The 14,202-nt window shown below is 46.9% G+C and carries 14 protein-coding genes; 9 read left to right on the plus strand and 5 right to left on the minus strand.

The window, feature by feature from the left end:
- Window positions 1-87: 87 nt before the first annotated feature.
- The 6 genes from DYADSP32_RS10040 (at window position 88) to DYADSP32_RS10065 (ending at window position 6,100) form a co-directional block, all read left to right on the plus strand.
- Entirely contained in the window at window positions 88-1,236 is a 1,149-nt protein-coding gene (locus DYADSP32_RS10040) for a hypothetical protein (protein WP_149242861.1), read from the plus strand.
- A gap of 61 nt (window positions 1,237-1,297) precedes the next feature.
- The gene (locus tag DYADSP32_RS10045) at window positions 1,298-1,612 is read left to right on the plus strand and encodes an HPF/RaiA family ribosome-associated protein (RefSeq protein WP_149242860.1); all 315 of its coding nucleotides are present in this window, start codon (window positions 1,298-1,300) and stop codon (window positions 1,610-1,612) included.
- Window positions 1,613-1,735: 123 nt separating this feature from the next.
- Window positions 1,736-2,932 (plus strand): Na+/H+ antiporter NhaA, encoded by a 1,197-nt coding sequence (nhaA, locus tag DYADSP32_RS10050; RefSeq protein WP_149242859.1) that lies wholly within the window; start codon window positions 1,736-1,738, stop codon window positions 2,930-2,932.
- Between the two features lie 264 nt (window positions 2,933-3,196).
- A complete protein-coding gene (locus DYADSP32_RS10055; protein ID WP_149242858.1) occupies window positions 3,197-3,877 on the plus strand; it encodes a sensor histidine kinase in 681 nt (226 codons plus the stop codon).
- A 44-nt stretch (window positions 3,878-3,921) separates the two neighbouring features.
- Entirely contained in the window at window positions 3,922-4,935 is a 1,014-nt protein-coding gene (locus tag DYADSP32_RS10060) for an MDR family NADP-dependent oxidoreductase (protein ID WP_149242857.1), read from the plus strand.
- Between the two features lie 427 nt (window positions 4,936-5,362).
- Window positions 5,363-6,100, plus strand: a complete 738-nt coding sequence (locus tag DYADSP32_RS10065) for a YoaK family protein (protein ID WP_149242856.1) — start codon at window positions 5,363-5,365, stop codon at window positions 6,098-6,100.
- Between the two features lie 133 nt (window positions 6,101-6,233).
- On the opposite strand, the gene DYADSP32_RS10070 is transcribed toward DYADSP32_RS10065, so the two are convergent.
- On the minus strand, window positions 6,234-6,812 hold the full coding sequence (locus DYADSP32_RS10070) for a porin family protein (protein ID WP_149242855.1): 579 nt from the start codon (window positions 6,810-6,812) through the stop codon (window positions 6,234-6,236).
- 278 nt (window positions 6,813-7,090) lie between these two features.
- On the opposite strand from DYADSP32_RS10070, the gene DYADSP32_RS10075 reads away from it, so the two are divergent.
- The 3 genes from DYADSP32_RS10075 to DYADSP32_RS10085 all read left to right on the plus strand — a co-directional run bounded on the left by DYADSP32_RS10075 (window position 7,091) and on the right by DYADSP32_RS10085 (window position 8,913).
- Window positions 7,091-7,651: a helix-turn-helix domain-containing protein gene (locus tag DYADSP32_RS10075; protein ID WP_414617672.1), complete on the plus strand. Its 561-nt coding sequence runs from the start codon at window positions 7,091-7,093 to the stop codon at window positions 7,649-7,651.
- A 270-nt stretch (window positions 7,652-7,921) separates the two neighbouring features.
- Window positions 7,922-8,482: a helix-turn-helix domain-containing protein gene (locus DYADSP32_RS10080; RefSeq protein WP_149242854.1), complete on the plus strand. Its 561-nt coding sequence runs from the start codon at window positions 7,922-7,924 to the stop codon at window positions 8,480-8,482.
- Window positions 8,483-8,631: 149 nt separating this feature from the next.
- The gene (locus tag DYADSP32_RS10085; RefSeq protein WP_149242853.1) at window positions 8,632-8,913 is read left to right on the plus strand and encodes a YtxH domain-containing protein; all 282 of its coding nucleotides are present in this window, start codon (window positions 8,632-8,634) and stop codon (window positions 8,911-8,913) included.
- A 61-nt stretch (window positions 8,914-8,974) separates the two neighbouring features.
- On the opposite strand, the gene DYADSP32_RS10090 is transcribed toward DYADSP32_RS10085, so the two are convergent.
- From DYADSP32_RS10090 to DYADSP32_RS10105, 4 genes are all read right to left on the minus strand, one after another.
- Window positions 8,975-9,676, minus strand: a complete 702-nt coding sequence (locus DYADSP32_RS10090; RefSeq protein WP_149242852.1) for a (Fe-S)-binding protein — start codon at window positions 9,674-9,676, stop codon at window positions 8,975-8,977.
- Between the two features lie 42 nt (window positions 9,677-9,718).
- Window positions 9,719-10,354: an LUD domain-containing protein gene (locus tag DYADSP32_RS10095; protein WP_149242851.1), complete on the minus strand. Its 636-nt coding sequence runs from the start codon at window positions 10,352-10,354 to the stop codon at window positions 9,719-9,721.
- 27 nt (window positions 10,355-10,381) lie between these two features.
- Window positions 10,382-11,764: a LutB/LldF family L-lactate oxidation iron-sulfur protein gene (locus DYADSP32_RS10100; RefSeq protein WP_149242850.1), complete on the minus strand. Its 1,383-nt coding sequence runs from the start codon at window positions 11,762-11,764 to the stop codon at window positions 10,382-10,384.
- Window positions 11,765-11,834: 70 nt separating this feature from the next.
- A complete protein-coding gene (locus DYADSP32_RS10105) occupies window positions 11,835-14,159 on the minus strand; it encodes an alpha-L-fucosidase (RefSeq protein ID WP_149242849.1) in 2,325 nt (774 codons plus the stop codon).
- Window positions 14,160-14,202 lie beyond the last annotated feature (43 nt).

Here is a 14,202-nt window from a genome sequence, read left to right on the forward strand (position 1 = left end):
GGTTTTTCTAATGCCAAAGAGCCGACGCTGGCACGATTATGCCTGCATCATTGTATCAGAAAAGTTTAATACGAAATTACTATAATCATGAAATTACCTAACAAAGCGCTTATTCAGGAGCTATCTTCGGTGGGATCGGGTCCCTGCATCTCGGTATACTTACCCACCCACCGGACACATCCGGATAACGGGCAAGATCCTATCCGGTTTCAAAATCTGCTGAAAGAACTGGAAACTTCTTTGTCACAAAAATATCCGGTCAGTGAAGTCAAATCCTATTTGCTGCCACTTGAAAACATAAGAGAAGACCGCGACATCTGGAACCACAATCTGGATGGATTGGCCATTTTCAGTTCCGGGGAGATTTTTGAGCTGATCAGTTTGCCTGTACCCGTTACAGAGCTGGTGGTTGTGGCGGATAGCTTTCACACCAAGCCATTGCGCAAGTATCTGCAGACGGAGGATCGGTTTCAGATTCTGGGCCTGAGCCTGCATGAAATGCGACTTTACGAAGGCAACAGACATTCCGTTTCAGAAATAGAACTGGGACAGGAAATCCCGAAAACCATCACAGAAGCACTGGGTGATGAACTGACCGAAAAGCATACCACTGTGGCATCCTACGGAGGCGGTGGCGGTGGCAATATGCACCATGGACATGGTTCGAAAAAGGATGAAACAGATATTGATGCGGAACGGTTTTTCCGGGTGGTAGCGGAAACGGTACACGCGCATTTTTCGAAACCATCGGGACTTCCGCTTATCCTGGCAGCCCTTCCCGAGCATCACAATCTGTTCAAAAAGGTGAATAAGAATCCATTTTTACTTGAGGAGGGAATTGCACTGAATCCCGACGCCCTCACGCCCGAAAAGCTGAGAACGATGGCCTGGGAGGTGATGGAACCAGAGTACCATCTGCGATTGAAAAATTGGTCGGAAAAAGCGGGCCAGGCCATGGCCGACCAAAAAGGCAGTGATCTGATCAGCGACATTGTGGCTGCGGCCACAGAAGGCCGGGTAGACACCTTGTTGCTGGAAGCCGACCACATTATTCCTGGTAAAATTGTAGATGAAAGCAACGGACGCATCGAAACCGGCGAGCTTTCAGATCCCGAAACCGACGACCTGCTGGACGATATCGGGGAAATCGTTGAGAAACTGGGCGGACAGGTGGTAGTTGTACCTGCGGATAAAATGTCCTCTCAGTCTGGCGCCGCAGCCATTTACAGATATTGATCAAGCATCTCAATTTCAGAATTTCCAGTAAACCTTTTGCATCACGAAAATTTTCAAACACATGACCATCCAGTTTAACACCGATAAGAACATAACAGGAAGTGAAGAAAAAAGCGCTCCGCTGATTGCATTTCTAACCACAGATCTGAGCAGATTTAGTAAGCAAATCACGCGTTTGGAAGTGCATCTTTCGGATGAAAATGGCCACAAAGACGGACAGAATGATGTACGTTGCCTCATCGAAGCCAGGCTCGAAGGGCGCCAGCCGATAGCGGTGACCAACGATGCCAATACCAGTTCGCTGGCGGTGAGAGGTGCCAGTGATAAGCTAAAAAATGCCCTGGAAACAATCGTCGGACGAGCCAGAAATTACTAAAACGGGAAGCAAAATACCCGGGTATGCGCTTTCATACCCGGGTATTTTTTGATAAGTACAACCAATCGCCTGCACTGAAACCCGCCTGCTCTACATCCTACACTTTACGATCCACTCCTTTTTATGACAAAACCTACTAACCCGCTTTCGTTCAAGAGATTCTTTGTGTCCACCTCATCCGGTGGCGTCATTTTGATCATTTGTGTAATTATCTCTCTCATCATAGCAAATTCTGGCGCAGGGCCGGGTTTTGAAACATTATTAGCAACCGAAATCGGTGGAAATCCGGCGGGTCTCCAACTGCGCTACCCGGTATTGCTCTGGGTTAATGATGGGTTAATGGCCATTTTTTTCCTTTTTGTGGGCCTTGAAATTAAGCGGGAAATGGTGGAAGGGGAACTTTCATCTTTCAAAAAGGCGTCACTTCCTATCCTGGCAGCACTAGGAGGCATCCTTCCTCCCGCACTGATCTACCTGGCATTTAACGCGGGTACCGAAACTGCGGATGGCTGGGCTATACCCATGGCCACGGACATTGCCTTTGCTTTGGCAATCATTTCCATGGTAGGAAAACGTGTGCCGTCCTCCTTAAAAATATTCCTTTCAGCCCTGGCTATTGTGGATGATTTAATTGCCATTCTGGTTATTGCCCTATTTTACTCCGCCGATATCCATTACAGTTACCTGCTATATGCTTTGGGGATTTTTGCCTTTCTACTACTGCTCAATAAGCTAAAAGTGAAGTCTCTGGCAGCCTACCTCATTCCAGGGCTTTTTATCTGGTACTTCATTCATCATTCTGGTGTACATGCCACCATTGCAGGCGTGCTGACCGCATTAGCAATTCCTACAACTAAAGATGCAACCGAATCTCCATTGGAAAAGCTGGAACATATCCTCATTAACCCCGTCAGCTTTGTCATCATGCCTATTTTTGCGCTGGCTAATACCAACATTACTTTCGAGCTCCCCATGCTGAATGGCCTGGTGTCAACGCTGGGTCTGGGAATAATCGCCGGGCTCGTCATTGGAAAAACAGTCGGTATCACACTCTTTTCATGGATCGCTGTCAGATTTAAGATTGGCCAGATGCCCCGGCACGCTACATGGATGCACATCATTGGCGTAGGAATGCTGGGAGGCATAGGCTTTACCATGTCCATATTCATCGCCCTGCTCTCCTTCGCAGGGAATGCGTCAGTGCTTTCAGAAGCCAAGTTCTCGATATTAACCGCATCGGTCATATCCGGCGTAATGGGCTATATCTGGTTGCATAGGGCAAAAAGTATAACGAGCGAATCAGAAAGTGCCCCATTGTGATGGCTGTACAAGCCTTGGAAACAATCGTCGGACGAGCCAGAAATTACTGAAAACGGGAAGCAAAATACCCGGGTGTGCACTTTCATACCCGGGTATTTTTTGATCTAAATCCTCATGAATATTATCACTAACCCGATCGTATATCAGCAACATACTTCTACTTCCCGATCTGTGATAGATACAACTATTTGACTTCCCGATGTAAGGTTTACCATCCAAATTCCGTCACCTTTGACAGAGGATTTATGAAACCATGCTCATCCAATGAATAGTCCATTCAACCCAATTCTGAACGTGCCGGTTGCTGTTGATTTCACAGCTACACTGGCGCATGAAATCCGCAATCCGTTGGCCACCATCGATCTCTCTTTGGAACTCATGCTTTCAGAGCGCAAGGGTGATGATCTGACCATGTATATCGACATCATCAGGCGAAGCTCCAGCACGATTAACGTTCTGGTTGCTGAAATGATAAAAAGCCGCAACCTGATAGAAACGAAATCGGTAAACCAGTCCATTCATCACCTGCTGGATGAAGTCATGGAAATGGCCAAGGACCGGATTATGCTCAAAGACATTACTGTGAGCAAGGAATACGACCCGGTGGACTGCATCGTCCCTTTAAACCGGCAAAAAATGAAAATTGCCCTGACCAATATTATAGTAAATGCCATCGAAGCCATGGATCCTCACCGGGGAGAATTGAAGCTGGTCACCGTATCACACGGCGGGAAGTATGTGGTTCAGATCGAAGACAATGGCTGTGGGATCAGTGAAAAAAACTTGAAAAACATATTCCGGCCCAACTATTCGGACAGGCCCGGCGGCATGGGGATGGGGCTTGCCTCCACTTATGATATTCTGGAATCCAATCATGTAAAAGTGCGTGTTGAGTCTCAGGCCGGGTCCGGGACGCGATTCTTCCTCCTATTTGAAAAAAAGTAAATTCATCAAAATTTCACCAAATTAAGGCCAAATAATTTCAGGTTATGACAACAAGACAAATTGTACTCGCATCGAGGCCGGTGGGCTTGCCAACCAAAGAAAACTTCCGGTTTGAGCATATTGAACTACCCGAGCTGATCGAAGGGCAAGTGCTGCTCAAAGGTATCTACTATTCCGTTGACCCTTACATGCGCGGCCGAATGAACGATGCCAAATCCTATGTACCACCTTTTCAACTGAACGAACCTTTTACGGGTGGTGTCATCGCCCGGGTTATGGACAGTAAGTGTGATTCGTTTATTACAGACGATTATGTAATGGGTTCATTACCCTGGCGGGAAATTTGTATTGCCAATGAAACGGAAATTCATCCGATCGATGCAACCATTGCTCCGGCCAGCTATTATCTGGGCGTACTCGGCATGACCGGGCTGACCGCCTACATCGGGCTCGTACACATAGGAAAACCAAAAGCGGGGGAAACGGTTGTCGTATCCGGCGCTGCAGGAGCTGTGGGTATTGTTGTGGGGCAGATCGCCAAAATATACGGCTGCCGCGTGGTGGGCATCACCGGATCGGATAAAAAAGCAGATGTATTAAGAGAGGAGTATGGTTTCGATGCGGTAATCAATTATAAAACAACCGCCGATCTGGAAAAGACCATAGGCGAAAACTGCCCCGACGGAGTGGATATTTACTTCGATAATGTGGGCGGTGAAATCTCCGATGCAGTGATCCGGCACATGAATTTTCATTCACGCATCCCCTTGTGCGGACAAATCGCTCTTTATAACGATACCGCCAGGAGCACCGGACCGAGACTGCAACCCATACTACTCACCAAAAGTATACTGATGCAGGGTTTTATTGTCAGCAACTACCAGCGACTTTTCCCTGAGGCAACGGAACATTTGTCGCAATGGATTAAAGAGGGGAATCTTAAGTTTACAGAAACCGTAATTCATGGTTTTGATCAACTGCCGGCTGCCCTGTTTGGCTTGTTTGGCGGAGAGAATATTGGTAAAATGATCGTGGCAGCAACCGACAAAGACATCTAGAAAATGAAACCGGATTTTGAAAAGTATGCCAAAGTGCATGGAGGACAGGGGCTGGATTCGACGCCCCCATCCGGGGCTCCAAAAATTCACAAGGACCTTATCATCAAAATTCAAACCTGCCCTTTCCATTAAAAATTAAAAAAAACGGTTTGCATGATGACTGTTACCTATTATGCCTGAGGCAATTCTGATACGGAACATGTGGCAGTGTTTTAAACTACCGCATTTTTTGGGAGAATAAAGAGTATATTGGGGCCCTGTATGGCTGCCCGTTCAATCCCGGTTCGGAAGAGCTACTTACAAAGATCAGAACCTGTTCTGTTCTTAAAGTTTTATGGGCCGTTTTTTTACAGACCAGGCAACAGCGTAAATTTGAGGCAGACGCTTAGCAAAGGGGAACAATAACAGCATTCAGTTCAGGTAAATCATGCTCAGGCATTCAGGTACACATCGCACCCCCAATCATAATTTAAAACTGGCAACCCTGCTCGGTCTCACCGCCGGGCTGGTCAATGCCGAAGGATTTTTAGGGTTTTCTGTACTTACTACCAACATTACCGGTCATGCTGCCTTATTGGCCGAAGGTATTGCCCAACAAAACTGGCAAAATGTACAGGTCATTGTTTTTTGGATGCTGTTATTTCTTACGGGCGCTTTTACATCCGGCGTTTGCTTATCGTTTTTTGGCACACATCAGCGCTATTCGTACGCTATCCCCATTGTGATCGAAATAACGATCCTTGGGTTCTCAGCACTTTACGGACACAAATATGATGGCACCATCGCGTCCCAGATCATTTTTGCAGGAAGCTTGCTTTTTGCAATGGGTCTACAAAATGCGCTGGTTTCATTGGTGTCAGGATCCGTAGTACGAACTACGCATCTTACGGGTATCTTCACAGATCTGGGCATTGAACTGGCACAATTGATAAAAACCTCCTCGCAAGACCGTGCCGTTATTCATACCAAAATCAAGCTTAAATTATTCATCATCAGCTCGTTTATTTCGGGAGCTATTGTTGGGGCTTATCTTTTTCAGCACATCGGATTCAGATCGTTTTACATTCCTGTTGTGATTCTAATATTTGTATTGCTGTACGACATTTTCCGAATTAGTGTCAAACGCTACTACCGTACAACAGCATTGAGGAAAGACGGTAAATAATGGTTACCCGATGATGCAGGGAGTATAAATTTACCATGAGCAAAACGGAAACACTTGGAATCGCAGATCCTAGGGCCATAAAAAAAGGAGAAACAGCATCATCCCGTTTCTCCCCTTTTTTTGCAATTTCTACTTACCTTTTAATAATCGGGATCACCCAAAACAAACTGGCTTGAACGACACTGTTCTTAAAATCGGGGCTGATATCACGTCCGGAGAAGTCGCCTACCTTGGACAATCCGGCCATGTAACGGAGCCCTATCCCTATGCCCGCGTCCGACTGATAGCCAAGGCCTGCACCTGCCGACAGGTCGAGTTGTTTTGCAAAATCATTGATCGTTTGATCCGGTATATTTTCAGAGAGCCTGAACCCGGCCTGCGGTCCTCCTTCAATGTAGAAACCGTTCGCTATCCTGAATTTTAACATGACCGGCACATTCAGATAGTTGATTTTATAATTCGTTTTACTACCAGCGTTTTCCACTTTGGCACCCTGGGTAGAAAACAGCACCTCCGGTTGAATCGAGAAGATTTCCCCAAAACCGAAATTTAGTAATCCGCCTATGTGATACCCAACCTTCGCATCAGAATTGATATCACCACCCGAATAATTGCTGATATTGATACCGGCCTTAGGGCCAAAACTGAACGTCTGAGCCATTGCGAATGTGCTTAATGTCACCATCAGCACTGTAAAAAATAATTTTTTCATAAGGTAATTTTTTAATAATAAAATTGATTTGCTCCTTCAAGCATAAGTCCGATAAATATTATGCCCTGCTTGGTGAGCACCTGCCCGATAAAGTCAATGATGCCTTCGGCTCATCAGACATTTGGCACGGTTGTAGTGGCTAATGTTTACTATTACAAAGCTTGCAGGATTTAACCCAGCAAGTGTTACACATGCGTTTTCAAAAGTTGCATTAATCACAGATTGGCAAACGGATCGATGTACTATTTCAACAGTGAAAACAACCTCCAGATAACATTATGATACTGTCCATCAAATACATGGTCAGTTTACGCTGTAAAATGCTGGTGAAAGATGAATTGACCAAACTGGGACTGCACTATGTAGTGGTGGACCTGGGAACAGTTGAAATCCTTGAAGACATTTCACCAGCACAGCATGATGAACTAAAAAAAAATCTGCTCCGGTCAGGGCTCGAACTTCTGGATGATAAAAAAAGCATCCTGATCGAAAAAATAAAGGCGGTTATTGTAGAGATGGTACATTATGCAGAAGAATTGCCAGTCACCAATTATTCCGATTACATCAGTGAAAAACTGGGTTATGATTATACCTACCTTTCTAATACCTTTTCAGAAATAAAGGGAATCAACATACAGCAATTCATCATCCTTCATAAGATCGAAAAGGTGAAGGAGTTGTTGTTATATGAAGAACTTAACCTGACCGAAATCGCGTACCGACTCCGTTACAGCAGCGTTTCTCACTTATCGAACCAGTTCAAAAAAATAACCGGACTGTCTCCTTCCTATTTCAAAAAACTGAAAATAAAGAGAAGGGAAAACCTCGAAAATATGTGAATGGATCTTGAATATTCGGGTTAAGGGAGTTAGAGAAAACTACGGCTTTGTGGTTGGGCAGGATCCGCTGGCACTGGAAACATAAGCTTACTCAGCGCCACCTGAAACCGAATAAAGCACGACCAGCCATTAAAATCCTGAGGTAATTTAATCCGGGGAATGTCATCGTTGTTAATGATGCCGGTCAGTTATTTACTGCCCGCATTACGGTATCTTCGTTCAAGTTGTGAACCAGGCGATTCATTGATCTTTAAAAAATTCAGAAGGATTATGGTACTCTACATTAAGAACATGGTTAGCCCACGCTGCATACTAAGGGTAAGGGAGGAATTGGCAAACCTGAACCTAAATTTCGGCAAAATTGATCTGGGAGTCGTTCAATTGCTGAAAAAGATAACCACAACCCAACGTGAAAGACTGAAAGAAAACCTGCTCGGGGCCGGGCTGGAATTATTGGAGGACAAACGAAGTATTCTGGTTGAAAAAATAAAAAATGTCATCATTGAATTGATCCATTACACCGATGCGCTTCCGAAAAACAATTACTCAGACTACATCAGCGAAAAGGTCGGATATGATTATACCTATTTATCCAACCTTTTTTCCGAGGCAAAAGGAATTGACATTCAACATTTTATAATCAACCACAAAATCGAAAGGGTCAAAGAACTGCTTCAATACAAAGAACTGAATCTGACAGAGATTTCCAATAAGCTCCATTACAGCAGCGTCTCCCATCTGTCGAACCAGTTTAAAAAAGTAACCGGCTTATCTCCGTCCACCTATAAGCATCAAAGCAGGAAAAGGGGCACCACGCTGGAAAACATGTAAAAAGTGTAAGTTCTTCCCTGCCGGATGTAACATTTCACCGCAAAAACAGTCGCAACTTTGCAAGCGCTGCACATGGATAATACCATTAAAATTCAGATTTACGTATATATAAAATCGTTATAGTGTTTTCACCAACCCTTTAAAATTATATGATGATGAGAATAGGAAAAGCAATATGCACCGTACTGCTGGCAAGTTCAGCAGGTGTTGCCATAGGACTATTATTTGCGCCTGGAAAAGGTTCGCAGACCAGAAAGAATATACGACAAAAAGCCGAAAATTTTCTGGAAGATGAAATAATGAATTACAACCGTATTGTGGGTGAAGTAAAAACCAAGCTGGACGACCTACTGAATGCATTGACCATACCCGCCTGCGACAGCCCCGGTAACCAGGCCGATACAAAGCCGAAAACTGATGCCGAACATTAACCATTCCGGCTAAATTTCGGTACACGTAGGGTTCCAACTGCTCAAAAGCGACCCAGGATGATCACCAGCCACTCGCCAGCACATCCGCTATGTGCATGGTCCTAAGCGGTATGCCCTGCTTACGAATGTACGTTTCCATGTGCATCAGGCAGGACAGATCCGTCGAAATGAGGTAATCGGCACCGGAAGCCACTGCGCTTTTCACTTTCTGAGCGGCCATGGCTATTGAAATCGGTTCAAACTTCACAGCGAAAGTACCGCCAAAACCGCAGCAGACTTCCGCGTCCTGCACTTCCTGTAGCTCCAGACTTTTGACATTTTGCAATAAAATCCTTGGCGACTGCTTGATACCGCATTCGCGTAACGCACCGCAGCCATCGTGGTACACAGCCTTCCCTTTCAGTTCGGCACCGGTGTTATCCACCTGTAAAATTTTGGTCAGAAATTCAGTGAATTCATACAAATGCTTCTGCACGGGCGACACCCCATTCAAAACTTTGTGATGGTAATTCCTCACAAAGCCCGTACAAGATCCGCTGGGTGCAACTATGTAGTCGGTCGGATTGAAGTCATCCCTGAACTTGGCGGCCACCGGCCTGCATGCATCCAGGTAGCCCGCATTGTAAGCAGGCTGCCCACAGCATGTCTGGGACAGATTGTAGCTGATGTTACAGCCGAATTTTTCCAGAATTCTGACCATATTAAACGCAGTTTCCGGAAAAAGCTGGTCTACAAAACACGGTATAAAAATCTGTACGTTCATGCTTTCTCTTATAGGGTAGCCCGGTTAGGATGCCCCACCTGTTTATTGATCCGTTCGTAGCAAAATATACACTTCAATCGGGCCGTGAACACCCATAACGAGTGTCTTTTCAATATCACCCGTTCTGCTGGGCCCGGAGGTGAAAAACAAGGCTGAGGGTAGGTGTTGCCCATACTTTGCCTGCATGCGCTCAATGCCGTCTTTGATATCGTAGACCAGTTGACCGACACACCCGATGACGATATGCACCGGCGTATGCACCGGTAATGCCCGCCCGGATGGCTGGGCCGCACTTAATACCATGGTGCCGGTGCGGGCGATCAGCACCTCGCAATCGGTGATGGCCGGATAAAATCCACCGGGATTTTTGTCCGTAAAAAAAGGCGCATTCCCCAAATCATAAGCTGCTGCCAGGGCCGGTGTCTGGCAGTACATTTTTTCCCATCCGCGTTTTACTGCCAGATCTCTCAATGCCATCTGAACCGCTTCCTTATCTGGACATAGGACCAACTGGCCCTGCAAGGCTTCAAACTCCGTTATAAACGTTTCCAAAAGTGGCTGTTCCGGGCGGATATAGATCTCATCCGCCGTATGCTTTGCAAAAGGTTTAGATACCGGAACACTTAACGCCTCCTGTATCCGGCTCAAAATGGCTTCCCTGGCCTGCGAATTTTTCATTCAACTCTTGTTAAAAGGTTATTGGCCTCACCGCTTTTCTTTCTTTTTCTCCTGCCACTGCTGGTTAAATGACCGATCCGCAAACACAGGCAGCTCCCTGTCTTTCCCCCAGGCCTGCCGGAAGAATCGGAGGGCAAAATTTTTGATCCCCCCGCCGGTGAGGTCGGTTAACTCCCTGCTCATACTGGCAATTTTCCAGCCCTTCCATGCCATCTTTTCCAGCACCGGATCATGGTGCACCACAACCGATCTTCTTCGGTTTTCGAGCAGTAGTTCATGCAGGTTGATACGCACGGGGCATACCTCCGTACAACTGCCACAAAGCGTTGATGCATAACTGAGATGTTTGTTCGTGGCCATACCATCCATATATGGGGTGATCACTGCACCGATCGGGCCGCTGTACGTTGATTTGTAGGTATGCCCGCCGATGTTCCTGAAAACCGGGCAAACATTGAGGCACGCACCGCAACGGATGCAGTACAAACTTTCAAGGGCTGTGGGATCCGCCAGCATGCTTGTTCGTCCGTTGTCCAGCAAAATGACAATCATTTCATCAGGTCCGTCGCATTCTGAATCTTTTCTGGGCCCGGTAAAAATCGTATTGTAAACCGTCATTTTCTGCCCCGATCCATGTGTTGCCAGCAAGGGCCAGAACAAATCCAGATCCCGGACCGACGGCAGCACTTTTTCAATGCCGGTAATGGCAATGTGTGTACGTGGAAAACTCGTGGAAAGCCGGGCATTGCCTTCATTTTCAGTGACAGCCACACCTCCAATATCTGCAATAAGGAAATTGACGCCGGTAATACCGACCTCCGCTTGTTCAAATTTACTCCTGAGTGTTCGCCTGGCCACAAGCGTGAGTTCCTCAGGTGAAAGTCCCGGATCGGCACCGAGTTTTTCATGAAAAAGATTCGCCACCTCCTCTTTGCTTTTGTGCATTGACGGAGCCACGATATGGTACGGAGGCTCATTTGACAGCTGCTGGATGTACTCGCCCAGATCCGTTTCAACCACTTCAATGCCATTTTGGGACAAAAACGGGTTCAGGTGTATTTCTTCTGTTACCATGGACTTACTCTTGACCACCATTTTCGCCTGCCGGGCCTGGCATATTTTCAGAACGGCATCCAGGGCCTGTTGCCCGTTTTCTGCCCAGATCACCCTGCCGCCCGCATTGGTAAACTTACTTTCAAACTCAGTCAGGTACCGATCCAGATGCTCAATGGCATCCCATTTCACATTTTTTGCCTGTTCCCTGGCCTGCGCCAGATCCTGAAACTGCTTTTTACCCTTTTCAAAGGCTTCGTCAGACACTCTGAGTGCATGATTAATCTTTTTGCGAAGGTCAGGATCAGCCACCTTTTGCCGGCTTTCTTCCAGAAAGACTCTTTCGCGTTCATTCATGGCTGCGATGATTTCGGTTTACAAAAGAGTTATGTTTAAACCAAATTTTGGATGAGATAGTGGACTACGATCACCGGGCGTCATAGGCGGCAAATTTCCTGATTACAGCGAAGGGACTGTCTGCAATCAGCAGCCGGAGTTGCGAAGTGTGCAGAGGGTCAATCAGCTGGATTCGTCTCCGTCCGATACTTTCTCCTTTTGCAATGGATTTCCACTGGCCTCCTACATAAGCCTGCACTTCATAGTGTTTCACAAACTGGCCCTCTTTTAAATCCTCTTCCATCTCAATCAGGCTGACTAGCCGGGCATCCGAAACATTCAAAATAATTTCGGTTTCTGCTTTCTTCCCTGTGGTGGTTCCCTGTGGTGCGGAAAAAGTTTTCTGAATGGTCTTTCCAAAATCCGCTAGCCGGGTAACTTCTGCCTCCGGGATTATCCCGCTGGTATCGGGTGTCATATTGACCAGCAGGTTGGCCCCCCGACCGATAGATTCGAAATATACTTTTTTAAGGAAGTCAACACTTCTCAGCGTTTTGTCGGAACCGGGCGTCCAGAACCAGTTGTTCCGGGTGAAAATATTGGCCTCCGCCGGGATCCAGCCACTATTCTGCGGGCCGACCCATTGCTCCAGCCCCGCCCCCTGAGGTACCACGTTCCATAGCGGATAGGCAGCCCAACCTTGCTCACTGCCCGACCAGCGCATATCGGGCCGCGTCCCGCCCATGATCACCGCCCCCGGTTGCAGGTCTTTCACCATGGCCGTGATTGCATCCCCGTAAACGGTTCCCAGTCTTCTGTTGGTTTTTGTATTGGTGACATCCCAGCCAAAAGGATCGTACGCCCCGTCGAACCAGAGGTAAGCAATCTCACCATAGCCGGTCAGCAGCTCCCTCAATTGTTCCATAAATACCGGAAAATACTTGTGGATGTCGCCTACCAGCTTCCGTTGGCCCTGAGGATCGGGGGTGCTGGAGCAGGGGAAATGTTTATCCCCACCCGAAACATACAAGCCTACCCGGACATCATATTTACGGCAAGCCTTCACAAAATCCGCTACGACATCCCCTTTCCCGTTTTTCCAGGGCGATTTTGTCACGGAGTATTCAGTCGTTCGGGTTGGCCACAGGCAATAGCCGTTGTGGTGCTTCGCGGTGAGCACAATGTGTTTGGCCCCAAATGATTTTGCCGCGCGAACCCACTGATCCGCATCCAGAAGGGAAGGATTGAAGAGGCTGGCTGCCGGCACAGCCAGCATGTCGGATCGGATATAACTGGCCGGACCGAAATGGACAAACGCGCCGAGTTGCTCCTCCTGTAATGCCAGCTGCCCGGCCGAAGGCTTCCGGCCTCTGCTTTCTGTGATCTGGGTGTTGGTTGCATCTTGCGGAGCCGTAAGGACGGGCGCCCAATTACCTTCATGTTTTGGTGGAATATCGGTTTTGATATCCTTGAAAAAATGTTCAAACAAACGGGCCGGTGTTCCGGCATATTCCGCCCGCTGGAGGTCCCCGGCGGTGGTCTGATCGCTGCCTGTAAAATACAGAATCGTTTTCCCCTGGAAATAACACAATTCTACATCAGAGGCATTGCTTTCGGCGATCTCCGGTTTCAGCAGCGGTATTTTTTTATGGGTTGGCTCGAAGGTTACAAAAGGCCTGTCGTCCGGCGCATCTTCCCAGGTGTGCAGATCGCGTGATCGCGTGATGCGTGTTTCATATCCATTTTTCAGGGCCTCCAGATACAGGGTGTAATACCAGCCGTTTTCGTAGTACAGCGCAGGACCGCCTACATATTTGTCCTTTCCATAAACGGCGTCCGGGATTTCCTTCCAGTTTCTCAGATCGTCCGATTCCTCATACCTGAAGGTGAAGGGTTTCCACCGGGGGTCGTTGGTTTCATACAGGAGAACAAATTTATCCTTCCCCCGTGTCACGGCGGTGTTGAAAAAGTATTCATTTTTATTCGCTTTCAGCACGGTTACAGGCTTTGTCCAGGTCTTAAGATCCGTTGTGGCGGTCATCGTGATCTCGGTCATTTGTCTCCATGGCTTTCCTGTTCCATAGTTTCCTGCAAAAACATAAAGACTGTCTTTCCATACAAAGGCAGTGCCGAAGCCATGATTTTTCAGCACGACACTTACCTTTTTTCCGGATTTCACATCTTTGATCCGCACTTCATCTTCATGAAAAAAATCTCCTGGTTTGGCTCCCTTAACATCCCAGAAGCGCTGATTGTTTTCCAGCAGATACAATTTTCCATGAAATACGAACGGAGACGTTTCCACCAAAGGTGATCCCAGCCGGCCTTGCTTCACAATCGGATTTTTCCACGTAGATTGTCCACAGACCGCTTGAGCAAGCAGTGCAAAAATGAATAACAGATATCTTTTCTTCATTATTTAAGCGTTTATATTTTTCAAAATTTTGGTGGAAGATCAC

This window comes from Dyadobacter sp. 32 (genome assembly GCF_902506755.1).
GTDB lineage: Bacteria > Bacteroidota > Bacteroidia > Cytophagales > Spirosomataceae > Dyadobacter.

Excerpts from the sequence above, each read along its gene's own strand:
- DYADSP32_RS10095 (WP_149242851.1), bottom strand. The coding sequence starts at position 10,354 with ATGAAAAATTCGCAGGCCAGGGAAGCCATTTTGAGCCGGATACAGGAG.
- DYADSP32_RS10090 (WP_149242852.1), bottom strand. The coding sequence starts at position 9,676 with ATGAACGTACAGATTTTTATACCGTGTTTTGTAGACCAGCTTTTTCCG.
- DYADSP32_RS10075 (WP_414617672.1), top strand. The coding sequence starts at position 7,091 with ATGATACTGTCCATCAAATACATGGTCAGTTTACGCTGTAAAATGCTG.
- DYADSP32_RS10100 (WP_149242850.1), bottom strand. The coding sequence starts at position 11,764 with ATGAATGAACGCGAAAGAGTCTTTCTGGAAGAAAGCCGGCAAAAGGTG.
- DYADSP32_RS10065 (WP_149242856.1), top strand. The coding sequence starts at position 5,363 with ATGCTCAGGCATTCAGGTACACATCGCACCCCCAATCATAATTTAAAA.
- DYADSP32_RS10105 (WP_149242849.1), bottom strand. The coding sequence starts at position 14,159 with ATGAAGAAAAGATATCTGTTATTCATTTTTGCACTGCTTGCTCAAGCG.
- DYADSP32_RS10040 (WP_149242861.1), top strand. The coding sequence starts at position 88 with ATGAAATTACCTAACAAAGCGCTTATTCAGGAGCTATCTTCGGTGGGA.
- DYADSP32_RS10045 (WP_149242860.1), top strand. The coding sequence starts at position 1,298 with ATGACCATCCAGTTTAACACCGATAAGAACATAACAGGAAGTGAAGAA.
- DYADSP32_RS10085 (WP_149242853.1), top strand. The coding sequence starts at position 8,632 with ATGATGATGAGAATAGGAAAAGCAATATGCACCGTACTGCTGGCAAGT.
- DYADSP32_RS10070 (WP_149242855.1), bottom strand. The coding sequence starts at position 6,812 with ATGAAAAAATTATTTTTTACAGTGCTGATGGTGACATTAAGCACATTC.
- DYADSP32_RS10060 (WP_149242857.1), top strand. The coding sequence starts at position 3,922 with ATGACAACAAGACAAATTGTACTCGCATCGAGGCCGGTGGGCTTGCCA.
- DYADSP32_RS10080 (WP_149242854.1), top strand. The coding sequence starts at position 7,922 with ATGGTACTCTACATTAAGAACATGGTTAGCCCACGCTGCATACTAAGG.
- DYADSP32_RS10055 (WP_149242858.1), top strand. The coding sequence starts at position 3,197 with ATGAATAGTCCATTCAACCCAATTCTGAACGTGCCGGTTGCTGTTGAT.
- nhaA (WP_149242859.1), top strand. The coding sequence starts at position 1,736 with ATGACAAAACCTACTAACCCGCTTTCGTTCAAGAGATTCTTTGTGTCC.